Source organism: Nitratireductor rhodophyticola (assembly GCF_019891355.1).
Lineage (GTDB): Bacteria > Pseudomonadota > Alphaproteobacteria > Rhizobiales > Rhizobiaceae > Nitratireductor > Nitratireductor rhodophyticola.
Genome location: NZ_JAHSSF010000005.1, coordinates 257,695 through 281,033 on the forward strand (window position 1 = coordinate 257,695; position 23,339 = coordinate 281,033).

21 protein-coding genes are annotated in these 23,339 nt (G+C 61.9%); 16 read left to right on the forward strand and 5 right to left on the reverse strand.

The genetic code is table 11. From position 1 onward, the window contains the following. Position 1 precedes the first annotated feature (1 nt). The 3 genes from KUG85_RS19645 to scpB form a co-directional block, all read right to left on the reverse strand. Positions 2-1,261, reverse strand: coding sequence for a M20 family metallopeptidase (locus tag KUG85_RS19645; RefSeq protein ID WP_223006458.1), 1,260 nt, complete (start codon positions 1,259-1,261; stop codon positions 2-4). Then, a complete protein-coding gene (locus tag KUG85_RS19650; protein WP_255606487.1) occupies positions 1,258-2,424 on the reverse strand; it encodes an ROK family transcriptional regulator in 1,167 nt (388 codons plus the stop codon). Before KUG85_RS19650 ends, KUG85_RS19645 begins: the two co-directional genes overlap by 4 nt. Before the next feature lie 223 nt (positions 2,425-2,647). Then, positions 2,648-3,310 carry an SMC-Scp complex subunit ScpB gene (gene scpB, locus KUG85_RS19655; protein WP_223006460.1) on the reverse strand — a complete coding sequence of 221 codons (663 nt, stop codon included), beginning with the start codon at positions 3,308-3,310 and terminating at the stop codon, positions 2,648-2,650. Between the two features lie 494 nt (positions 3,311-3,804). On the opposite strand from scpB, the gene KUG85_RS19660 reads away from it, so the two are divergent. The 10 genes from KUG85_RS19660 to KUG85_RS19705 all read left to right on the forward strand — a co-directional run bounded on the left by KUG85_RS19660 (position 3,805) and on the right by KUG85_RS19705 (position 14,135). After that, a complete protein-coding gene (locus tag KUG85_RS19660; protein ID WP_065817853.1) occupies positions 3,805-5,145 on the forward strand; it encodes a sodium-dependent transporter in 1,341 nt (446 codons plus the stop codon). A 112-nt stretch (positions 5,146-5,257) separates the two neighbouring features. Continuing rightward, a complete protein-coding gene (locus tag KUG85_RS19665) occupies positions 5,258-6,235 on the forward strand; it encodes a LysR family transcriptional regulator (RefSeq protein WP_223006461.1) in 978 nt (325 codons plus the stop codon). Then, positions 6,232-7,743, forward strand: a complete 1,512-nt coding sequence (locus KUG85_RS19670; protein WP_223006462.1) for an NAD(P)-binding domain-containing protein — start codon at positions 6,232-6,234, stop codon at positions 7,741-7,743. Before KUG85_RS19665 ends, KUG85_RS19670 begins: the two co-directional genes overlap by 4 nt. A 7-nt stretch (positions 7,744-7,750) precedes the next feature. After that, positions 7,751-8,257: a CMD domain-containing protein gene (locus KUG85_RS19675; RefSeq protein ID WP_223006463.1), complete on the forward strand. Its 507-nt coding sequence runs from the start codon at positions 7,751-7,753 to the stop codon at positions 8,255-8,257. Next, on the forward strand, positions 8,254-8,829 hold the full coding sequence (locus KUG85_RS19680) for a peroxidase-related enzyme (protein ID WP_223006464.1): 576 nt from the start codon (positions 8,254-8,256) through the stop codon (positions 8,827-8,829). The genes KUG85_RS19675 and KUG85_RS19680 overlap by 4 nt, the downstream gene beginning before the upstream one ends. Positions 8,830-8,870: 41 nt before the next feature. Continuing rightward, positions 8,871-9,962, forward strand: coding sequence for an NAD/NADP octopine/nopaline dehydrogenase family protein (locus tag KUG85_RS19685; RefSeq protein ID WP_223006609.1), 1,092 nt, complete (start codon positions 8,871-8,873; stop codon positions 9,960-9,962). 89 nt (positions 9,963-10,051) lie between these two features. Then, complete coding sequence (locus KUG85_RS19690) at positions 10,052-11,161, forward strand: ABC transporter substrate-binding protein (protein WP_223006465.1); 1,110 nt, start codon at positions 10,052-10,054, stop codon at positions 11,159-11,161. Between the two features lie 114 nt (positions 11,162-11,275). Further along, positions 11,276-12,262, forward strand: a complete 987-nt coding sequence (locus tag KUG85_RS19695; protein ID WP_007010293.1) for an ABC transporter permease — start codon at positions 11,276-11,278, stop codon at positions 12,260-12,262. Next, the gene (locus KUG85_RS19700) at positions 12,259-13,044 is read left to right on the forward strand and encodes an ABC transporter permease (protein WP_007010292.1); all 786 of its coding nucleotides are present in this window, start codon (positions 12,259-12,261) and stop codon (positions 13,042-13,044) included. The genes KUG85_RS19695 and KUG85_RS19700 overlap by 4 nt, the downstream gene beginning before the upstream one ends. 2 nt (positions 13,045-13,046) lie before the next feature. Continuing rightward, complete coding sequence (locus KUG85_RS19705) at positions 13,047-14,135, forward strand: ABC transporter ATP-binding protein (RefSeq protein ID WP_223006466.1); 1,089 nt, start codon at positions 13,047-13,049, stop codon at positions 14,133-14,135. A gap of 36 nt (positions 14,136-14,171) precedes the next feature. Here KUG85_RS19705 and KUG85_RS19710 read toward each other — a convergent pair whose 3' ends face one another. Further along, the gene (locus KUG85_RS19710; protein WP_255606489.1) at positions 14,172-14,957 is read right to left on the reverse strand and encodes a DeoR/GlpR family DNA-binding transcription regulator; all 786 of its coding nucleotides are present in this window, start codon (positions 14,955-14,957) and stop codon (positions 14,172-14,174) included. 154 nt (positions 14,958-15,111) lie between these two features. On the opposite strand from KUG85_RS19710, the gene KUG85_RS19715 reads away from it, so the two are divergent. From KUG85_RS19715 to rbsK, 6 genes are all read left to right on the forward strand, one after another. Next, positions 15,112-16,158 carry an autoinducer 2 ABC transporter substrate-binding protein gene (locus KUG85_RS19715; RefSeq protein ID WP_065817861.1) on the forward strand — a complete coding sequence of 349 codons (1,047 nt, stop codon included), beginning with the start codon at positions 15,112-15,114 and terminating at the stop codon, positions 16,156-16,158. 101 nt (positions 16,159-16,259) lie between these two features. Continuing rightward, on the forward strand, positions 16,260-17,756 hold the full coding sequence (locus KUG85_RS19720) for a sugar ABC transporter ATP-binding protein (RefSeq protein WP_223006467.1): 1,497 nt from the start codon (positions 16,260-16,262) through the stop codon (positions 17,754-17,756). Positions 17,757-17,765: 9 nt separating this feature from the next. Beyond that, positions 17,766-18,743, forward strand: a complete 978-nt coding sequence (locus KUG85_RS19725; protein WP_223006468.1) for an ABC transporter permease — start codon at positions 17,766-17,768, stop codon at positions 18,741-18,743. A 13-nt stretch (positions 18,744-18,756) separates the two neighbouring features. Then, entirely contained in the window at positions 18,757-19,767 is a 1,011-nt protein-coding gene (locus KUG85_RS19730) for an ABC transporter permease (protein WP_065817864.1), read from the forward strand. Next, positions 19,764-20,870 carry an aldose 1-epimerase family protein gene (locus tag KUG85_RS19735; protein ID WP_223006469.1) on the forward strand — a complete coding sequence of 369 codons (1,107 nt, stop codon included), beginning with the start codon at positions 19,764-19,766 and terminating at the stop codon, positions 20,868-20,870. Before KUG85_RS19730 ends, KUG85_RS19735 begins: the two co-directional genes overlap by 4 nt. A gap of 3 nt (positions 20,871-20,873) precedes the next feature. Next, positions 20,874-21,818 (forward strand): ribokinase, encoded by a 945-nt coding sequence (gene rbsK / locus KUG85_RS19740; RefSeq protein ID WP_223006470.1) that lies wholly within the window; start codon positions 20,874-20,876, stop codon positions 21,816-21,818. Here rbsK and KUG85_RS19745 read toward each other — a convergent pair. Beyond that, a complete protein-coding gene (locus KUG85_RS19745; RefSeq protein ID WP_223006471.1) occupies positions 21,815-23,293 on the reverse strand; it encodes a serine hydrolase domain-containing protein in 1,479 nt (492 codons plus the stop codon). The two genes, rbsK and KUG85_RS19745, sit on opposite strands and share 4 nt — an antisense overlap. Between the last annotated feature and the right edge of the window lie 46 nt (positions 23,294-23,339).

Here is a 23,339-nt window from a genome sequence, read left to right on the forward strand (position 1 = left end):
CTTATGCGTTTTCGATGCCGCAATAGCCGGCGATAAAGCTCGCGAAGCCGACAATGCCCGCGAAATATTCCTCAACGCTCACGCGCTCTTCGAATGTGTGGCAGTTGGAGATATCGCCCGGCGCACAATAGACGGTCGGGCAACCGACCCGGTCGATCAGGAAAGGCGCTTCCGACCAGTAGGGAGCCCCGGTCACCGCGCCCCGGCCCGGCAGCGCTTCATTCATCGCTGCCGCCAGGGCCTGAATGTCCGGGCGTTCGGGATCGACTTCGGCAGGCGATCCGCCATGGCGATGGTCCCGGCCGGCAGGATAGTCCAGCGAGACGGATGTGCCGGTGCCGGCGACGGCTTCATTGACCACGCCCTCGAGCTCAGCGACCGCATCGTCCAGCGCCTCGCCGGGCAAAAGTTTGCGAATGAGCGAAATCCGGCATTCGCCAGGCACGGCTATATAGCCGCCGCCATCGATGCCGGTCACAAGGGCAAAGGCCCGTCCGACAAGCGGGTGGCTGGCCCTTCCGGCAATCGCGTCCGAGTGGCGCCAGATCGCATCGAGAACACCGTGCATGGCCCTGAGCGCGTCGACGCCCTCTTCGGGAACACCGAAATAGGCCGACTTTCCGGTCACCGTGACATCCGCAATGAAAAAACCCATCTGGGCCGGAAAAACGGAGAGCTTCGTCGGCTCGACATAAACCGCGAAATCCGGCTTTGCGATTTCGCCGCGTTCGAAGCGCTGCGTCAGGTCCTTGATGCCGGCACTTACACCCGTTCCGGGTTCCCCGCTCTCCTCGTCACCGACGAACGCAAAGGAGACGTCACCCTTGAGTGCCAGTCCCGCTCGATCCAGCAGATCGAGCGCGCAAAGCGAGGCTGAGATGCCGGCCTTGAGATCGCCTGAGCCCCGCCCCCAGATTTCACCGTCGATGACGACGCCGGAGAACGGGTTTTCGCGCTCGGTGCCCTCCCAGTGCTCGGCCCAGCCGCGCACATGCACCGTGTCGGTGTGGCCGATGAAAAGGAGCCGCGGACCACCGCCCGCCCCTTTGCGCTCGCCCCAGACATTGGGACGGCCTGGCAGGAATTCGGCACTCTGCGGCGAGAGCCCGAGTTTCCACATCTGCGTTTCAAGGAAGGAAACGAAGTTGGCCTCGTTGCCGGTCACGCTCTCCCGCGCTATCGCGCCCTTGAGAAGGTCCAGCGCGGAATCGGCATCGAAAGCGCTTTTCAGCCTGTCCTGCACGCTCCTGTCGCCCGTCATTGCGCCGCCTCCACCAGCTTGACCACCTTCGCCGGAGGCAGGCTGATCTCGGCTCCCGGCACACCGCCTGCGAAGAGCGTTGAATGAAGATGTGTGAGCCCCACGGCCGCGCCACCGACAATCGCAACGCGCGACCCCAGCTCGGAAACATCGAGCTCCACCGGAGACGGAAAACAGAGCGGCAGCAGGTCGCGCACACGCTCGACCAGTTCTCTGCGGCTGCCTATGGACCCTCCGAGCACGACCTTGCCGGGATTGGTGATCGCGCAGATCGCGGCGACGGCGCGCGCCACATAGCGCGCCGTTTCGTCGAGAACCTGACGCGCGTGGACGTCACCCGCCCCAAGCGCATCGAAAATTCCCGGAACGTCGAGTTCACGGCCGGACAGCTCCCGATATCGCCGGCGGATGCCCGCGGTTCCGGTCACGCGCTCCAGCGCACCCACCTTCAGCGATTCCGCTTCAAACGGATCGGTGCCAAACGGCAGAAAGCCAAGCTCACCCGCCGCGTTGCCGAAGCCGCGTACCAGGACGCCACCGACCATCAGCCCCGCGCCAATACCCGTTCCGATGGCGATGTAGGCCAGATCGTCCACACCGGCGACACTGCCAATCCAGTGCTCACCGATGGCGGCAAGGTTGACGTCATTCTCCAGAACGATCTCGACCCCGAGTTCAGCGGCGAGCGCCGCACGCACATCGAGCGTCTCGAAACCCGTCACATTGGGTGACATCACAATGCGCCCGCGCTCCTGATCCGGCACGCCAGGCACACCGACAACGGCCATGCGGAGTCTTTCATAGGGGATATTGTTGTGCGCCGCAGCCTCGCGGCAAAGACGGGCAATCTGGCTGATCACATGAACACCGCCCCGTGCATCCGTCGGCTCGGTCACTTCCGCCAGAACCTGACAGGAAAGATCGGCAATCGCCGCGCGCACCTTGGTACCACCAAGATCGACGGTGGCGATGCAGGCTGCGTCCGGGACGATTTCGTAGGTGACGGCGCTTCGCCCCACATGCCCCTGGGTGCGCCCGGTCTCCCGGATCCAACCGTCCTCCTCGAGCTGACGGGCGATCTCGGAGATCGTCTGCTTGGAAAGACCTGTCTGCTTGGCAATGCTTGCGCGGGAGATCGGACCGCAATGAACGATCGCCTCCATGACCATGCAGAGAGAGAATTGACGGGAGATGCGCGGAGCTTCGTTCACAGCCATTTCTTTTAGTTCGTTCTGTTACCGAACTTATTACACCGTTTCGCATCTCAGTCAATCGCTCTCACGTCGGATTGGTGCTCGGCGTGTGGAGTTACGTCACCCGGCCAACAGCGGGCGCACTCGGAGTGCATTCGCAAAAATTATTATATTTCAATAAATTAGTGCGACGCTACCAGCGCTCGATGGCGCCTGGAATGTCTTCAAGGAGCCGCTCCTTGTTGAGGAGGCCGGCATCCTCCAGCTTCTCGAAATCAGGAAGATCTCGAAGCGTTTCAAACCCGAAATGGGCAAGAAAGGCCGACGTCGTCACATAGGTATAGGGCGCGCCCGGCTGCGGGCTGCGCGGACCGGAGGCGATGAACCCGGAACGGCGCAGCTTAGCGATCACATCGCGCGAGATCTCGCGGGCAAAAAACCTCGACAGCTCGGCGCGCGTGATCGGCTGAAAATAGCCAATGGTCATCAGCACCAGCGCCTCGACATCGCTCAGGCTTTCCCCGGTCTCGACAATGCCGAATGCCGTTCGTATCGCCTCGGCAAGTGACGGACGGGTCCGGTGCTGCCAGCCACCCGCCACACGCACCAGTTCATAAGGCCGGTCTGCAAGTTCTGCGCGGATGTCCTCGATGATCAGATCGAGATTGCAGTCGCGACCCACAACCCGAAGCAGCGTCTCGCGGCTGACCGGGTCCGGCGCCGCGAAGATCACCGCTTCCACACGCGCCATCCATTCGCGCCAGCGCAGGGCTGGCGGCAGATGCTCCAGTTCCCGATCGAACAGGGGATTGTCTGCGTCCACATCACTCTTGTGCCGGCTGGCTTGCGGGCTCATCTCTCAGATTCCGTATCGGCGGCGACTGTTTCTTGTCGGGCGTCCGATGCCAGACAAAGGAAACATCCTGCACATATCGCGCCGCCACATGGTGGACCGTAGCGCCCTCTGGCTCGTTGTGGCGCAGATCGAATCATGTCTCTACCTTGATGAACCCCGCCCGCTCTTTCAACGAAAGAGCTTCCGCAACACTCCCCCATCGACAGGTTTTCGGTGTGCAGCGCAAATGCGGCAGCTATGGCAGAAAGCGCATGAAGCAGAACCGTTCATTTTCGGATCATCAAATGTTGCCGCGCGATGACCAAATTGATTTTGCAGTTCGCCGTGAATGATCCTACACGCCACCGGACCGCATCGCGCCGGCTCCGGTCGGCGATACAGAATGCACCCCCAGAGGGAACCTTGAGGCTCCCGAACTGGCCGGGCTGAACGAAAACCGGAGTCATTTCCGTTCAGGCAAACACGTTTCCTCCAGATAGCAGATTTTTGAAATCATGAATCGAACTCGCGAACACTGGACCTCGAGAATGGGGTTCATTCTGGCTGCCGCCGGCTCGGCTGTCGGCCTGGGCAATGTCTGGCGCTTTCCCTATGTCACGGGGGAGAACGGCGGCGGGGCGTTTCTCCTGATCTATCTCGGCATCGTCTTTTCGATTGGCGTCTCGGTTCTTGTCGCGGAGCTGATCATCGGCCGCTCAACGCAGCTCGATCCCGCAGGCGCGTTCAGAAAACTCGCTGGCGGCGCCTGGCCGATTGTCGGGTATATGAGCATTCTCACCGCGTTCGTGATCCTGTCGTTCTACTGCGTGATCGCCGGATGGACCGTCGCCTACATGATCAAGTCGATCACCGGCTCGGTGCTGACGGCAAATCCGGAAGACATCGGCGGCGTGTTCGATGCCTTCATCACCGATCCGCTCGAGCCGGTCTTATACACCGCACTTTTCATCGGGCTCACCGTCTTTGTCGCGCTTGGCGGTGTCGCCAGCGGCATCGAGCGTGCGGCGCGCATCCTCATGCCGGCGCTGTTCGTCATTCTCCTGGTCCTGGTCGCGCGCTCGGTCACCCTGGACGGTGCCGTCGAAGGCATTGCGTTCTTTCTGGAGCCCGATTTCTCGAAAGTGACGTGGGAGACCCTGCTGGCTGCCCTTGGGCAGGCCTTCTTCTCCCTGTCGCTCGGCATGGGGGCGATGATCACCTATGGCTCGTACATGCAGCGCCATGACGACATTGCCGGTTCGGCCCTCGCCGTTACGGTTCTGGACGCACTCGTCGCCGTGCTGTCCGGGCTGGTAATCCTGCCGGCGGTCTTTGCCTTCGGTGCCGCCCCGACCGCCGGGCCGGGCCTCACCTTCATCACCCTGCCCTCGATCTTCGCGCAGATGCCGTTCGGCTTTCTTTTCGCCGCCCTTTTCTTCTTTCTGCTGGCCATCGCCGCGCTGACAAGCGCGGTCGCCCTTTTGGAGGTGGTCATCGCCTATTTCATGGACGAAGGCAGCGCGAACCGGAAGAAAGTGGCCGTCACAGCCGGCATTGCCACCTTTGCCCTTGCCGTGCCCGCGTCTCTCAGCCTCGGCGTGATGTCCGGTTTCACCATCGGTGGAAAAGTGCTCTTCGATGCGCTGGACTATCTCACCAACAACATCACGCTGCCGCTCGGCGGGCTTCTGGTCGCCCTGTTCCTGGGGTGGGTTCTGAAGCACAGGGGCGAAGAAGAATTTGTCGACGGCTCCACTCTTGCTCCGGCTCTGGTCGGGGCATGGCGGTTCATTATCCGTTATGTCGCGCCCGTGGCGATCCTGCTGATCCTCATCAATGGCCTCGGCTTCATCTGAAGCCGGGGGACGAAGGGCTCCGCCACTCTGCGCGCCGGCATTTTTCGGGCGTGCATTGATATATGTCAATTTTGGATAGATTATTTGAAATCATTCATATAGCATATAAAGGATGGAGACGCGGGACCTTCAGACTTTTCTGGCTGTTGCCGAAACAGGAAGCATCACCAAAGCGGCGGTGCTGCTGGAACGTTCTCAGCCCTCCGTCACCCGCACCATCCAGGAACTTGAGGCAAAACTCGGCTTTTCGCTTCTCCAGCGCGCCGGCAGGCGGGTCATGCTGTCCGATGAGGGCATCGCCTTCGAAGAAGAAGCCCGCCGTGTCCTGAACTCGCTGACGGGACTGGCAGCCCGCGCGCGTGCCATTGCCACCGGCCGGGGCCGCACGCTTCAGGTGGCGGCGACATCCGCCATCGCAACCGGCGTCATCCCCGCCGCGCTTTCCCAATTCGCCGTCGAAAAACTGCCACCTGAAATCCAGATCGCACAATATCTGCCCAACCGGGTTGCCCAGGAAGTGGGCTCCGGCGGTGCCGAACTCGGCTTTTCCAGCATGCCGCTGGATGTGCCCGGTCTGGAGGTCGTGCGCCTTTATTGTGCCAACGACGTTGCCGCCCTGCCCGAAGGCGACCCGCTAGCCGACCATGACGTGGTGCCGCTTTCGGCCTTTGCCGGTCGCAGGTTCGTGACCATGCTCGATCCGGGCCGCTTCCAGCGACAGGTTTCGCAGACGATGGAAGCGCGCGGCGTCACACCCGGCCCGCTGATCCGCACCAATGTGTCCTATTCCGCACTCCGTCTTGTGCAGAAAACCGGCGTCGTTTCCATCATCGACCCGGTCAGCGCATACGGTGTGCAACTGCCCGGTGTGGTGATACGGCCGATCGATGTTGCCGTCCCGTTTTACTGGGGCGCCGTCACCGCGTCATCACGCCCCCTTCGCCCTCTCGTCACCCAAATGATCGAAGCCGTCGAAGCCGAAGCGCTCCGTCTCATTCCCGACCTGCAGATACTCGACCCCGCACGCAGTGCGCAGACCATAGACCGGCATGCTTCAGACAGTCCGGTCCCCCACCGAGGATCAGAATGACCAGTCAGCCCCACACCACGCCCGGAGCCGCGAACAGTCTGGATGCCCTGGCAAAGCGCATCCGCTTCGATCTCGATTGCCTCAACCTTCCATCGCCCAACTGGGTGCCCGAGAAGCAGAGCGGCAGGGGCGAAAAGATTCACGATGTGGTGGTCATCGGCGGCGGCATGTGCGGCCTCGTCGCAAGCTTCGCGCTTCGCACCAGCGGCATCCGCAACATGCGCATCTTCGACCGAAACCCTGAAGGGCTCGAAGGTCCGTGGCTGACCTATGCCCGCATGGAAACCCTTCGCTCGCCCAAGACACTGCCCGGCCCGGCCTATGGCATGGGGGCGCTGACCTTCCGCGCGTGGTACGAGGCGCAGCATGGCGCCGCGGCCTGGGAACGGCTCGACAAGATCCCCCGTCCCATGTGGATGGAGTATCTCATCTGGTACCGGAACGTGCTCGATCTCCCCGTCGAGAACGAGGTGGAGGTCACCAGTGTCACGCCGGAGGGTGAATTCCTGCGGCTGGAGCTGCGCGGCGCGGGCGCAAAGGAAAGCTCCGTCCTCACCCGCAAATTCGTCATGGCAACAGGCCGCGACGGCACCGGCCACCCCAACATTCCCGATTTCGTTTCCGGCCTGCCGAAACATCTCTGGGCCCACTCCTCCGAAGACATCGATTTCCCTTCGCTCAAGGGCAAGCGCGTCGTCGTGATCGGTGTCGGCGCCTCGGCGGTCGACAATTCGGCCGAAGCGCTGGAAGCCGGCGCCAAGGAAGTGCGCCACCTCATCCGCCGCCGCGAAATGCCCACCATCAACAAGATGATGGGCATCGGCTCCTTCGGCTTCACATCGGGCTATGCGGCACTGCCGGACGAATGGCGCTGGCGTTTCATGCAGTACTCCTTCAGCACGCAGACGCCTTCGCCGCGCGGTTCGACCATGCGCGTCAGCCGGCATGAGAATGCCTTCTTCCATTTCGGGCAGGGCATAGCCCGCGTCTGGAACGACGGCGACGAGGTGGTCATCGAGACCACCGCCGGCAAGACCGTACGCACCGACTATCTCATCCTCGGCACCGGTTTCACCGTCGATCCCCTGGCCCGCGCCGAGCTCGGCGATGCCGCTGGCGAGATCCTGCTTTGGCGCGACCGCTACACGCCGCCGGCCGGCGAGGAAAGCCGCGAACTGGCCAACTTCCCCTACCTGAACGCCGACTTCTCTTTCCGCGAGCGCACGCCCGGTGCCGCCCCGTGGCTCTCCAGCATCTACTGCTTCAATTACGGTGCTTCCGCGAGCCTCGGTAAGGTTTCCGGCGACATTCCCGGCATCAGCGACGGTGCCCGCTGGCTCGCCTATTCCATCGCCGCAACGCTTTACGGCGAAGACGTCGAGACCCACTGGCGGGCGATGCTCGACTACGAAAAGCCCGAACTGCTCGGCGACGAATGGACCGAAACCGAGCTTGAAGACTGCGCAGCCAGGGGCGAGCGCGAACCGACCTATCAGACTGGAGGCTGAACACCGCATGAGCGACCTTTCGCCCAACGACATCGTCATCGCACAGGCCGGGATCGGCGCAAGCGGCTCCGTCCGCGAAGCACTCGAAGGCCGCGCCGACATCATGGCCATGACGCAGGCAACGCATGATGCTGCCCTGAAGCCCAGCGACCCGGGCGGCCTCTCCCATGGAGAACGCGCCGCACTCGCCACGCGGGTTGCCCGGCTCAACGAAGACGAGGCCCTTGCCGCGCACTACATGACACTGCTCGAAGAAGCTGGTGCTGACGAAGCCGTCTCAGCCATGGCCGACCCGGCCCATGACGGCGAAGGGGATGCCCGACGGGCCGCGCTTCTCGCCTACACCGACCTCGTTTCCACGCATCCGCGCGACACGACACCGGAAGACATCGAAGCACTGAAGAGCGCCGGCATTTCCGACGCCGACATCGTCCGGCTTTCCGAACTGAACGCATTCCTGGCCTATCAGATCCGCGTGATCGCCGGCCTCAAGCTGATGAGGGCGACGGCATGAGCACGATCATCCACGAGTTCACCACGAAGATCCCCGGCTGGCGCCCGCGCGTTCAGCCCATCAGGCTGGACGAGGCCACGCCCGAACAGCTCGACGCTTTGAAGGTCACGCCTTCCAACACGAAGGTCTCCGACTATGTGCTCGTGCTCGCCAATGATGTCGAGACGCTGAAAGTCCGCACCCCGCTTTTCAACGCGATCATGTATAATCGCGGCGGCATGGGCCGGGCAGAGCGTGAGCTGAGCGCCGTTGGCGCCTCGGTGGTCAATCGCTGTGTCTATTGCGCCGCCGTCCATGCGAGCCGGTACAACCAGCTCACCAAGGATGAGCTGGCAATGCAGGCCATCTTCGCCGATGGCGAGGAAGCGGAACTTGATGAACGCCAGAAGGCGATCTTCCTGTTTGCGGCAAAGCTGTCCAAGGCGCCGAGCGAGGCGACCGAAGAAGACATGCAGGCGCTGCGCGATGCCGGGCTCAAGGACGACGAGATTCTCGATCTCATTCTGTCCGCATCGCTGTTCGGCTGGGCAAACCGGCTGATGCACACGCTGGGCGATCCGGTGGTCGAGTAGAAACTTTTGGGGCTGATGTTTTGAGTAAAGTGGAAAACAATCTGCGTGTGGGCATCGCCGGGGCCGGAGCCATCGCCTTCGGCGCCGCGGCCTTTCTTGAGCAGTCGGGCCACAGCCCGGTTCTCTGGTCGCCCTCCGGCGAACGCACAAAGAGACTGGCAGCGGGCGAACCCCTGATTGCCACCGGTGCTGTCGAAGGCACGTTCCGTCCGGGCGTTGCGCCGTCGGCCGAGGCGCTCGTCGCCGATGCAGACGTGATCCTGATTGCCCTGCCCGGCTACGGCCACAAGCACGTCTTCGATGCGATCGCACCGCATATCCGCTCCGATCAGGCGGTGATTATTTCCTCGCACGCCTCGTTTGGCGCGCTCTACCTGTCAAAGCTTCTGGCCGCGCGCGGCATCACAGCCCCCATCGTCGCATGGGGCACCACCGCCACGACAGGCCGCCAGCCGAGCCTGGTGGAGGCCAGCGTCAACACCGTGCGCAGCAAGGTCGATCTCTGCACGGTTCCTGAAAGCCGGGCCAGCGAAGGACTGGAGCTTTGCCAGCGTCTTTTCGGCGATCGCTTTGTGGAGCGCGACGGACTGCTCGCCATTGGCCTCAGCAATCTGAACCCGCAAAACCATATGGGCATCGCCCTGTGCAACATGACCCGCATGGAGCATGGCGAAACCTGGAGCCAGGGTTTCAACGTTACACCCAATGTGGGGCGGCTTCTCGAAGCGCTCGACCGTGAGCGGCTGGCCATCGCAGAAGCGCTTGGCCTTTCGGTCCGCACCATATTCGAGCATTTTCATCTGTCGTTCCACGTGCCGCAGGACACCGTCTCGGCCATGAACCAGAAAATGCATGAGGAAGGCCGCGGCGGCACCGGTCCTGCCACGGCAGACAGCCGCTACGTCACCGAAGACGTGCCTTATGGCCTGCTCATGACCGTGAAACTCGGTGAACTGACCGGGTGTGACGCCAGACTGCATCGCGCCGGCGTGGAAATATTCTCCGCCATGTATGGGCGTGATTTCTTCGCTGAGAACGAGCTTCTCAACGCCCTGGCGATAGACACGATGGCACTCGATGACCTGAAGACCCTGTGCCGTGAGGGCTATGCTTCGCAGACGCAACCCGCATAAACACAGGGCGACAACAGGGGCCGCCAAGAGCTCCGACAACACGATTGAGAACGCGACGAACAGACACCAACCGAAAGAGGGTTAGAACGATGACCAAATTCATCACCAACCGCAGGCAATTCATCAAGAGCAGCGCCGCCGGCGCCGCCCTTGTCGCTGCCCCTGCCTATCTCCGCTCCACAGCAGCGCGCGCCTCGGGCGTCGTCAATGTGTGGACCTATGCCAACTTCATTCCCGATGATTTCAAGGCCGAGTTCGAAAAGGACACGGGCATCGAAATCCAGATCCGCCTCGTCGACGATCAGGGCAAGCAGTTCAACCTGCTCGCCGCCGAAGCACCGAACCCGACCGCCGACATCGTCACGGTCGCCGGGCACCGTTTCCTTCAGTTCATCTCTTCCGATCTTCTGGCTCCGCTCGATACGGATCGCCTCAAGAACTGGGGCAACATCAACCCGATCTATTCGGAGAGCGACTGGGCCACAATCGACGGCAACAAATGGGGCGCGCCGATCCTGTCGGGTGCCGAAATCCTCGCCTACAACACCGAGGTTGTCAGCGAAGACGAAGTGAAGAGCTGGGACGTTCTTTTCTCGGACAAGTACAGCGGACAGACGGCCTACACCATCCAGGACATGATGTCCGTCGTCATGCTCTACAAGGGCTATGACGGCAACATGGTCGCCTATATGGACGATCCGGAGAAGGCTGCGGAGATCGTTGCGGAAGCACGCGACTTCCTGATCGAGAAGAAGCCGCTCGTGCGCAAATATTACGACGCAGGCGCGGAAGTGCAGCAGATGTTCATCAATCAGGACATCGTCCTGGCTCACGCCTGGAACGGCCCGATCGCCAAGCTCATCACCGATGGCTTCCCGGTCGACATGACCATTCCGAAGGAAGGCACCTATGGCTTCGTCTACACGCTGAACGTCGCCAACAATGCTCCCAATTCCGACAATGCCTATACGCTTCTCGATGCGCTGCTGGCCAATCCGGAAGTGGGCGCGCAGATGACCCAGTCGTCGGGCTTCATCTCCACCTACAAGGGCGCCGACCAGTATCTCTCGGACATCGAGAAAAAGGCATCGTCCTTCACGGAAGAAGAACTGGCCGGTCTGCAATTCTTCCGCGCCGAGGCCAACGACATGAAATACAAGCTCGTCGACCCGGCCGTGGAGCAGATCAAGGCCGCCTGATGGCCAAAACGCCGGGCGGGCAGCCCCCGCCCGGCAGGTCTTAAACCTTCGTCGTGCGGCCGGGTTCATCAACCCCCGGACAGCGCGCAATGAAAAACACGAGCAACCGTCTCAATGGCCCACGCAGATACCGACAGGGCAGACCTTCGAAAGTCGACCGCGCCGGATGGCAGGATGACCTTTTGGGGAGCACTGCTGCAGAACGGCGCTTATCAGGCCGTCGCCAACACGCTGTTCAAGTCGCAGCGCCGCCAGTTCTGGATTCTGGCGAGCCTGCCGCTCTTCTGGATATTCTTTGCCAATCTCGGCCCCATCGTCGAGATGTTCTGGATCGGATTTCTGGACTCCTATCCGCCAAAAGTGGGTCATGAGCCGCAGTTCACGCTCGCGAACTGGGCAGCGTTCTTTCAGGACCGGGTGTTCATCATCCCGTTCTTCCGCACGCTGGCCTTCTCGTTCATCTTCACCGCGATCACGCTGCTCATCACCTATCCGGTGGCCTATTTTCTGGCCAAGCATGTAAGCCGCAAGAACCAGCTTCTGTTCCTGCTGCTCCTGCTCATCCCGTTCTGGGTGGGCGAGATCGTGCGCACCTACGCGATCATGATCCTGCTCGGCAACAACGGCGCGGTCAATCTGGCGCTCAAGTCGCTCGGGCTCATCGATCGACCCATACCGTTCATGTATACGGGCTTCTCGCTCGGTGTCGGCATCATCTATCTGACCGCGCTTTACATGCTTCTGCCGCTCTACTCGGCACTGGAAAAGCTGCCAGACAATTATCTCGAAGCCGCAGCCGATCTCGGTGCCGGTGCGTGGACACGCTTCCGCCGTATCACGCTGCCGCTTTCCAAGGAAGGCATCGCGTCGGGCTGTACGCTCGTCTTCCTGATTTCGACCGGCTATTACGCGACACCGGTGCTGCTCGGCGGGCCACGCTCGACCGTCTTTGCGGAAACCATTGCCGGCTTCTTCCACGTCGCCGGCGATCAGTGGCCCATGGGCGCGGCGTTCTCCTCGATCATGCTGATCGCGACGCTCGGCGTAACCGGCCTTTTCCTCAAGCTGATGGGCCGTGACGGAAAGGGGATGATGCGATGACCCGTAACACACGCATTCTGATGTCGGTCATCTACTGGGCCTTCATCGTCTATCTCTTCGTGCCGCTGGCGCTCATGGTCACCATGGGCTTCAAGGATTCGAAGTTCATCGGTTTCCCGATCCGCTCCTGGACACTCGACTGGTACGCCGCCGTCATACAGGACACGCAGGTCCTGTCGGTCTTCGGCTATTCGATGACCATCGCCATTGCGACCACGATCCTGTCCTTGATCATCGGCACCTGGGTGGCCGTGTTCCTTGGCCCCAACCAGTTCCGGGGCAAGGCGATCATCTTTGCGCTCGCCTGCCTGCCGGCGGTCATCCCCGGCATCATCTCGGCCATCGCGCTGCGCATCTTCGCCCGCCTGATCGACATCGAGCCGGGCATGTTCGCCATCATTCTCGGCCACACGGTGCACAATGTGCCCTTTGTCGCTCTGGTGGTGATGGCGCGCCTTTCGACCCAGCCGAAGAGCCATATCGAGGCCGCGCGCGATCTGGGAGCCGACAGCATCGTCGCCTTCTTCCGCGTCACGCTGCCCTATCTGAAGCCCGCGCTGATCGGAGCCGGCATCTTCTGCATGCTCCTGTCCTTTGACGATTTCGTGCGCGCCTTCTTCCTCGGCGGCTACCAGCCGACGCTTCCGGTGCTGATCTTCGCCAAACTGCGTTCGGGCATGTCGCCCGAGATCAACGCCATTTCCACCATCGTTCTCATCATGACCGCGATCCTCGGCCTGTGGGCCGAGCGTTCCATGCGGCGCCTGAACAAAGGTTCCTGACCATGACCGGCGAAAAGGACACCATCGTCCATATCGACAACGTCACCAAACGCTTCGGCAATGTCGTCGCGGTGGATCAACTGGACATGAAAATCATGGCCGGCGAATTCGTCACCTTCCTCGGCCCCTCCGGCTGCGGCAAGTCGACGACCCTGCGTATGCTCGGCGGGTTCGAAAACCCCACCGAGGGCCGGATCGTGCTCGATGGCGTCGATGTGACAAGCCAGCCGCCCAACCGGCGCGACGTCAACATGGTGTTTCAGGACTATGCGCTCTTCCCGCACATGACCGTGGGCCAGAACGTGTCCTTCGGGCTCGAACTCAAGGGCAAGTCACGGCCCGAGATCGAACGCCGCATGACGGAACTGCTCGACTTCCTGCAGCTTTCCGGCTTCCGCGACCGCACGCCCGACCAGCTTTCCGGCGGCCAGCGCCAGCGCGTCGCGCTTGCCCGCGCGCTTGCCCCGGATCCGAAACTCCTGCTCTTGGACGAGCCACTCGGCGCGCTCGATGCCAAGCTGCGTGGCCAGGTGCAGATCGAGCTGAAAGACATTCAGAAGCGCACGGGCAAAACCTTCTTCTTCGTCACCCACGACCAGGAAGAAGCGCTGACCATGTCCGACCGCATCGTCGTCATGAACGCGGGCCGCGTGGAACAGGACGGTACGCCCGAAGATCTCTACTTCCGACCCGAAAGCCGTTTCGTCGCCGAGTTCATCGGCGAGACGAACCTGATCAACGGCACCGTGCGTGGCGTGGAGGAGAACGCGGTCGTTCTCGACTGGAACGGCCTTTCCATCCGCGGTTCGGGCCATGGGCACCGGCCCGCCGCGGGCGATAACGTCACCGCCTCGCTAAGGCTGGAAAACGTGACCTGCCACAACAAAAAACCGGCAAATCAGAATGCCGTCGAGGGCAAGGTGATCAGCAAGCTCTTCAAAGGCAGTCGCACCTCGCTGGACATCCGCGTCGGCGAGCGCGAAGACAGTATCATCCGCGCCTATATGGACGCCGGCAATGCTGCCGAAATCGCCAATGATCAGCTCTGGATTAGCTGGGAGCCGGAGCGGCTCACGGTGCTGCGCGACTGAGTGCGGGCGTGGGGCGTCGTGATGACACGACGCCCTTCACCCGGCCTCGGGCTGGCCGATCCAGGTCTCGAATTCATCGAGCTGGGCGAAGGTCGCAGGGCGCAGCCTTCCCCATTTGGATGCGTCGGAGACCAGAAACCTACGCTGCGACCGCGCCATCGCCGCGCGTTTGACGGCAACCTCGTGAAAGTGAAAGCAGGTCACGCCTTCGCTTTCATGGATACCGGCGGCGGAGAAAAAGCCCTTGGTGATGTTGATCTCCTGCAGCATCCTGAGGGCGGTGTCTGAGCTAAAACTTCCGCTTTCGGGATGATAGATGCCGGCAAGCAGTATGAGATTCACCCCTTCCAGCCGCGATATGATTTCGGCGATGTTCATCGCCTGCGTCACCACCGTGACATTCGCGTTCTGCGGAAGATTGGCAGCCAGATACTGCAGCGTCGATCCGCAGTCCACGAAGATCGTATCCTCCGGTTCAACCAGAGCTGCCGCGCGGCGCGCCACCTGCGTCTTGGCCTGCGTGTTCGTCCCCTGAGCATGAGACAGCGAATAGCGTTCGCCATTCTCATTGGCAGACATAATGTAACCGCCGAGGCACAAAATGCCATTCTCGCCATCCCCCAGATCGCGCCGGATCGTTATCTCGGATGTGTTCAGCGCCTGCGCCGCCTCGGCGATGTGCAGTATGGTCCCTGACGCGCAGAGCTTCTTGAGCGCCTCAATCCGCGCCGCTCGTCCGGATGGTCTCGCCACATGATTCTCCTGGCCATTGAGTTTGAGCGATACTCCATCGCCTGGGCGGGTATCTGCAAGTGTGATCATTCGCTTGCAGAGGGTTGCAGGTTATGATCGGATATGATCATATTGAACCGAATTGATCAATATTGCCGCAAGATATTGAGTTAATTCGTTCAATATGTGTTCCCGATGCGCAAATTTCCTGCGCATTACCGGAACCAAGGAGGAGGATCCGTCAATGAAAGCTCTGCTCACCGCAGCTTCTTTAGCCCTGTCCCTTTTGGGCACGTCCGCGCTCGCGGAACAGATCGTGGATACATCCAAGCTCAACAATGAGCTGATCGCCACGAAAGACGACAAGAAATACACGATCGCAACCGTCGTGAAGGTCGACGGCATCGCCTGGTTCGACCGCATGCGCGACGGTGTCGAGCAGTTCAAGGCCGATACCGGACACGATGTCTGGATGGTCGGCCCGAGCCAGGCTGATGCCGCCGCTCAGGTGCAGATCATCGAAAACCTCATCGCCCAGGGCGTCGATGCCATCGCCGTCGTTCCGTTTTCGGTGGAAGCCGTCGAGCCGGTGCTCAAGAAGGCGCGCGACCGCGGTATCGTCGTCATTTCGCACGAGGCCTCGAACCTCGAAAACACCGATTACGATCTCGAGGCCTTCGACAACCTCGCCTACGGCGCCAACCTTATGAAGGAGCTCGGCAAGTACACGGGCGGCAAGGGCAAATATGTCGCCACCGTCGGCTCGCTGACCTCCAAGAGCCAGATGGAGTGGGTGGACGGCGCCGTCGCCTATCAGAAAGAGCACTTCCCGGACATGGAAATGGTCGGCGACCGTCTCGAAACCTATGACGACGCAGCCACCGACTACACCAAGCTCAAAGAGGCGATGACCACCTATCCGGACATCACCGGCATTCTCGGCGCTCCGATGCCGACCTCGGCCGGCGCCGGTCGCCTGATCGCCGAAGGCGGCCTGAAGGACAAGGTCTTCTTCGCCGGCACGGGCCTCCCCTCCGTCGCGGGCGAATATCTCGCCAATGGCGACATCCAGTACATCCAGTTCTGGGATCCGGCCGTTGCCGGCTACGCCATGAACATGCTTGCCATCGCCGCGCTTGAGGGCAAGGGCGACCAGATCAAGGCAGAGCTCAATCTCGGCCTCAACGGCTACGAGTCGCTGATTACGCCGAATGAAGATCGTCCGAACCTGCTCTACGGAGCCGGCTGGGTCGGCGTCACCGCCGACAACATGGACAAATACGACTTCTGATCCTGAAAAGCGCCGGCGCACTTTCGCGTGCGCCGGCGCTGGATCACTGGCCATTCATCCCTGCCTGAACAGGCCTTCCCATTCAGCCTGCCGGAAAAATCATGTCCGAGTATCTGATCGAGCTGAAGAACATCAGCAAGCGCTTCGGTGGCGTTCACGCACTTGACGGCGTCTCCATGGGCATTCGGCCCGGTGAGATTCACTGCCTCGCCGGCGAGAACGGTTCTGGAAAATCCACCATCATCAAGGTCATGTCGGGCATCTACACGCCCGACGAGGGTGAAATCCTGTTTGACGGCAAACCCGTCAGCCGACTGGACCCGATCACCGCCGTACACAAGGGTGTGCAGGTGATCTATCAGGATTTTTCCCTCTTCGGGAATCTGACCGTGGCCGAGAACCTCGCCCTCAACACCTATCTGCTTGAAGGGCGCGGGCGCATGGACTGGCCACGCGCCCGCAGGATGGCGCGCGAGGTTCTTACCCGTCTCGACGTCGAGATCGATGTCGACGCCGAGGTGGAAACCCTTCCCACCTCCGGCAAGCAGATCGTCGCCATTGCCCGCGCCATTCTCGCCAGGGCCCGGCTCATCGTCATGGACGAGCCGACCACCGCGCTTACCGGGCACGAGGTCGATGCGCTCTTCGCCATTGTTCGCGATCTGCAGGCGCAGGGCATCGCCGTTCTGTTCGTCAGCCACAAAATGCGCGAGATGCTGGAAATTTCCGAACGCCTGACCGTGTTCCGAAACGGAAAGAAGGTCGCCGAAGGCGCTATGAGCGACTTCGACGAACCCGCAATCACCCATGCCATGACCGGGCTCGAGCTCGACGACGAACCCTACGCACCCGACATTGCGCCAGACACGCCACCGGCCCTGGAGGTCGAGAGCCTGAGCGTGCCGGGAAGCGTCGACAATGTCAGCCTTTCGCTGCGTCCGGGCGAGATCGTCGGTGTTTCGGGGCTGATCGGCTCCGGCCGAACCGAGCTCGCCCAGGCGCTCTTCGGCATGGAGAATGCCACAGCCAGATCCTTCCGCATCGCCGGACAGGATGCCTTCCCCCATTCGGTGCAGGAGGCCATCGCGCTTGGCATTGCCTATGTGCCGGAGGACCGGTTGAGCGAAGGTCTCTTTCTCACCCAGTCTATCGAACGCAACATGGTGGTGAGCATTCTCGACCGCCTGCGGCGCGGCCTCTTTCTGGACCGCGACGCCATGCGCCAAAAGACCGAGGATATGTTTTCCTCCATGCAGATCGCCGCTCCGTCGCCGGAAACGGCTGTTGGCAATCTTTCCGGCGGCAATGCACAACGCGTCATGCTCGGGCGCTGGCTCCTGACGGGAGCAAAAGTGCTCATTCTCAACGGCCCGACCGTGGGCGTCGATGTCGGTTCCAAAGCCAAGATCCACCACATCATCCGCGACCTTGCCCGCGAGGAGGGCGTCGCCGTGCTGATGATCTCGGATGACGTGCCGGAACTGACCGGAAACTGCAACCGCATCCATGTCATGCATGACGGCCGTTTCGTGGCCGAATTCGCCGGTGCCGACATGACCGAAGATGCGATCAACGACAGCCTCAAGGCATTGAAGTAAGGCGGTGAGATGAAAAGGTTCCAATCCACGGAGACCGTGATTGCCCTCGTCCTGCTGGCGGTGATGGTTCTGATCGGCCTCGTCAATCCGGCCTTCTGGGGGGTCGCCAATCTCTTCAGCCTGGCCAAGGCCAACGTAGTGATCGGCATCATGGCGCTCGGCGTGCTGCTGATCATGATTTCGGGCGGCATCGATGTGTCGTTCCCCGCCATTTCCGCGGCCGCGCTCTACATCACGGTGCGCACCATGGTCGCGCTCGACTATGACGGCGTACTTCTGCCCTTCATTGCCGCCTCCGTGATCGGCGTTCTGCTCGGCGCATTCAACGCCTTCATCATCTACCGCTTCAAGATGATCCCGCTGATCGTCACCCTCGGCACCGCCTCGATCATACGCGGCCTCGTGCTCGGCCTCCTGGGAACATCCATCGTCAATATCAACAAGATGCCCGACGCGCTGATCGCATTCGGCAAACAGGATCTGGCAACCGTAACGGCCCAGAACGGCGCGACGGTCGGTCTGACTGCGATGATCCTCGTCTATCTGGCCATCGCCCTCGTGATCCACATCATCCTCCGCCACACGATGACCGGCCGCTCCGTCTACGCCTATGGCGGCGATCCGGAATCGGCCCGCCGCGCCGGCGTCAACACCCGCCGTACGATCTTCTTCGTCTACTGCACCGCAGGGCTCCTGGCGGGCTTTGCCGGCCTCCTGCACAGTTCCATGATCTGGCAGGCGAACCCGCGCGATTTCATCGGCCTGGAGCTCGATGTCATCGCAGCCGTGGTGCTCGGCGGCGCTTCGATCTTCGGCGGGCGCGGATCGGTACTGGGCACCATGATCGGCGTGTTCACGCTGGTCATGGTCAAGAATTCGCTGATCCTGATGAAGGTGGACACCACCTGGCAGCGCGTTGTCGTCGGCCTGATCATCATTGCAGCGACGGCGATCACCGCGTGGCGCGACCGCAAGAAACTGGCCTGAGGGGGAGCACAAGATGAGCGCTAAAGCCGAAGAAAAATCCCTCGTCCGCCGCCTGCTTGGCAGCGATGCCTCCATCGCGCAGCTCGCCGTGATCACGGTGGTGATCTTTGTCCTGATGGCGGCGATGAACCCCGACAAGTTCCTGCGTTACTACAATTTCGAGTCCATCACCTACATCATGCCGGAGCTCGGCATCCTGTGCATCGCAATGATGGTCGCCATGCTCACAGGCGGCATCGACCTCTCCATTGTGGCGATTGCCAATCTGGCGGCCATCACGGCGGGTGTCTATTTCCGCCATCCCGTCGTTGCCGAGGCGCTCGATGCGGGTGGTCTCGGCCTTGTCCTGCACACCGCCATGGGGGTGACGATCGCACTTCTTGTCGGCCTGGCGGCAGGGCTCGTCAACGGGCTCTTGATATCGCGCCTGCGCATCATTCCCATTCTGGCAACGCTTGGCACAGGTCAGGTGTTCGCGGGTCTGGCGCTCGTCTTGACCGGCGGTCCGGCCATTGTCGGCTACCCCGAAACCTGGAACTGGATCGGCACGGGGAAACTGCTCGGCGTTGCGGCCCCGTTCTGGGTGTTGATCCTCGTCGCCCTGGTGGTCGCCATTCTGCTTCGACGCACGCACCTCGGCGTGAACCTGATGCTGATCGGCACCAATGCCCGCGCCGCTGTCTTCGCCGGCATCCGCAGTTCACGCATGATCCTCTACAGCTATGCCCTGACGGGCGTCATGGCCGCCATTGCCGGCATCCTCCTGTCCGGGCGCACCAATTCGGCCAAGGCCGATTTCGGCGCGTCCTATCTGTTGCAGGCAGTTCTGATCGCCGTTCTCGGCGGCACCAATCCGGCCGGCGGCAAGGGGCGCGTCCTTGGCGTCCTTCTGGCACTCGTCGCACTCATGTTCCTGTCTTCCGGCATGCAGATGATGCGGGCATCCAACTTCATGATCGATGCGGTCTGGGGCGCTTTCCTGGTGCTGGTGATCGCCATCAACTATCTGAGGTCCGGCAAATGAGCGCTTCCGAAAACGACACCATTGTCCATCTTTCACCGGATCTGTTTCCAGACCGCGGCGAACGCGTTCTGGCAACCCATGGCGCCTTCACCATCACGGCCTTCCGCTTCCCCTCATCCGTTGAGGGCTTGCGCATTGAAAACGCGCGCGGACAGGTGACCGTTCTGCCCTATCTCGGCCAGATGATCTGGGATGCCGTGTTCGATGGGCGGCGTCTCACCATGGGCAATGTCTTTCCCTACCCGCGGCGCGGTTCTTCCATCCTCGAAACCTATGGTGCTTTCGCCTACCACGCCGGCGTTCTCCGCAACGGAACCCCCGGCCCCGCGGATGACCATCCGCTGCACGGTGAAATGCCGGTTGCAGCCATGGACAGCGCTCATATTCGTTTCGGAGAAGACGATCGAGGTGCGTTTGCCGAAGTCGGTGGTCATGTGGAACATGTCATGGGGTTCGGGCCGCATTACGTCGCCCGGCCCTGTGTGCGCCTGCATGCGGAAAGCGGCCTGATCCATGTGGAGATGGCGGTCAAGAACCTGTCGGCGCACCCGATGGAGCTCATGTACATGCTGCATGCCAATTTCGACTTCATCGCCGGCGCAGAAATCCACCAGCCAACCGGTTTTTCTCCGGAATCCACCGTTGTCCGCAAGGCAATCCCCGGGCACGTGACGCCATCGCCGGCCTTCAAGGCTCTCTTGGAAGATCTCGCCATCAACCCGGCGCGCATGCGCAGGCTGGATGAGCCCGAGCTCTACAGCCCGGAGCAGGTTTTCTATCTACGTGATCTCGGCTGCGATCAGACAGGCCGCACCCGGCTCGTCATGGAACTGCCCGAGGGCGACGGCTTTTCCGTCAGCTACGACCCGGCAGATTTTCCTCACTGCGTCCGCTGGATCCTGAACGATGGCGATGCCCAGGTCGCGGCCTTCGCCCTGCCTTCCACTTGCGAGCCCGAGGGCTACACCGCGGAGAAGGCCAAGGGGCATGTTCGCATGCTTTCGCCCGGCGAGACCGCGCGCTTCCCCGTTACCCTCGGCTATCTGAGCGCGCAGGAAGCACCTGCCGCGATCTCGGATGTCAACGACATGAGCAAGGACTGACCCATGGCTTCACCCGAAAAGGCCGGACGCATCGCCGTTGTCGGCTCCAACATGGTTGATCTGATCACCTATATCGACCGGATGCCCGAGCCGGGCGAAACGCTGGAAGCGCCCAGCTTCGAGAGCGGCTGCGGCGGCAAGGGCGCCAACCAGGCGGTTGCAGCCGCAAAACTCGGCTCCGCCGTCAGCATGATCACGAAAGTCGGCGATGACCTTTTCGGCGACAACACGATCCGCAACTTCTCCGACCACGGCATCGATACGCGCCATGTCGCCAAAGTGGCTGGCAAATCATCCGGCGTTGCGCCCATCTTCGTGGAAGAGTCCGGAGAAAACTCGATCCTGATCGTCAAGGGTGCGAATGCGAACCTTCTGCCCGCCGATGTCGACGCCGCCGAGGACACTCTGCGTGAAGCGGACCTGATCCTCATGCAGCTCGAGATTCCGCTCGAGACCATCTACCACACCGTGCGCCGTGCCGCCGAATGGGGAGTGCCGACCATCCTCAATCCGGCCCCGGCCACGAAAGAGCTGAGCGTCGCCGATCTCAAAAGCCTCGGATTCCTCGTGCCCAATGAGAGCGAGCTTTCTCTTCTTTCAGGCATGCCGACCGGCACCGAAGATGAAATCCTTGCCGCTGCCCGCAGCCTCATCGAAAAAGGCATCGGCACGATCATCGTCACGCTCGGTGCGCGTGGCGCGCGTCTCGTTACCGCCGACCGTTTCGCTTCCATCGAGCCCGTTCGCGTCACACCCGTGGACACGACCGGTGCGGGCGATGCCTTCATCGGCTCCTTCGCACATTTCCTCGCAGCGACGGGAGACACGGAAAGCGCCCTCAATCGGGCAGCCCGCTACGCCGCTTATTCTGTCGGCCGGCGCGGCACGCAGAAATCCTACGCTTCCGCCGATGAGTTCGAGAAGTTCTCCAAGGAAACAGTCGGCTAAACCCGCCGATATTCCAGGCCCCGTGCCCGTGCGAGCGACAGCTTCAGCCGCTCGTCGGAAAGACGCTGGAGGCAGATACGCCGGCCATTGGCCGTGAAAAGCCATCGTCCATTCCCAAGCGGCGTCATTGTTGCTGCGCTTCTGCGCGGCCCCGCACCCCAGTTGAGCGTCCGCCCCTCGATCTGAAGAAACGCACCATCGCAAGTCCAGTCGCCGTCGAGACCGGGCATCGCCGCGTCGTCCTTCGCGGGCAACAGCCTGACTGGACGGTGAAAGAGCTCTCCGGTCAGTGCACCATCCTCATACCGCAGGCGCATGCGCGATTGAGCCGCATTGGAGACGAACCAGCCATCTTCGCCTTCAAACAGCGTCTCCTCCGCGTCGCGAACCACGATCGATCCTGGCCGCACCTCCGCCCAGAGGTCCCCTTCGGCAGCGGCGAACAGCCCCGCCGGTGCCCATCCTTGCGCAGGTTTCAAAAGCGCCCCGTCCGGTACACCGCAAAGCGCTGCCCAGACATGTGCTGCGAGCCCGGTCGCGTCGCCGTCGTCGCGGTTGGTGAGAACCACAAGCGAGATACCCTGATCCGGATCGCACAGGAATCCAGCACGGTAACCGGCCTGTGCGCCGCCATGACCCGGCACCGCCATATTGCCGATGCGCGTCAGGCTTATTCCAAGCCCGTAGCCGGTTGCCTCTCCCGAGCCGAGCGGCAGCGGTCGTGCAATCCGGTCGAAAATCGCGCGCGGCATCAGATCGGCGAGCCAGCATGCGAGATCCATGGCTGACCCGGAAAGTGAGCCGGCAGCCGATAAATGCATGCCCTGAAATCCTTCGGACCATCCATCGGCCTCAGGCACGTGCCCGGGCACCAGACCCGGCACCGGATCGGTCCAGTGTTCAGAAGCCCGCATGCCGGTCCCGAGCCGCTTCGCATGGGCCGCAACCATCTCGGAGAAAACAAAGCCCCGTCGCGCCATCGCCATTTCCAGCAGGCGATAGCCGCCATTGGAATAAGCGACCTCGGCCCCCGGCGCGGCGTTAAGCCAGTCGAAACTGGCCATCCACGGATAGAGCGCATCCGCCTCGGTGCGCTCATGCGCGCCGAAGCCCAGGAGAGTCAGGCACTCGCGCGGGTCCGGCAACCCGCCCTGCATGGCCAGGGCCTGTCCGACCGTCACCGCCGCGGGCGCGGCTGCAAGCTCGCACAGCGCCTCGCCCAGAGGCATGTCGAGGCCAAACGCTTCGGACTCCAGAAGACAGGTTGCGAACACATGCTTGGTTACGGACGCCCAGCGAAAGACGCTGTCGGGCCCCAGCGGTCCGAGCCCTGCCCCACAACGACCCGCCGCCGCGATCAGGCGCGGCACGCCCCGTTCCATGCCGAGAACCACACCTCCTGGCCCGTTGCCCGTCCAGCTTTTGAGCTTTTCATGCGCTGCGGCTTCCGCAGCCGGCCAATCGCGTCTCGACATTCCCTGTCCCCATCCGCAGGTGCGGTTCATCACAGCTTCGATGCCG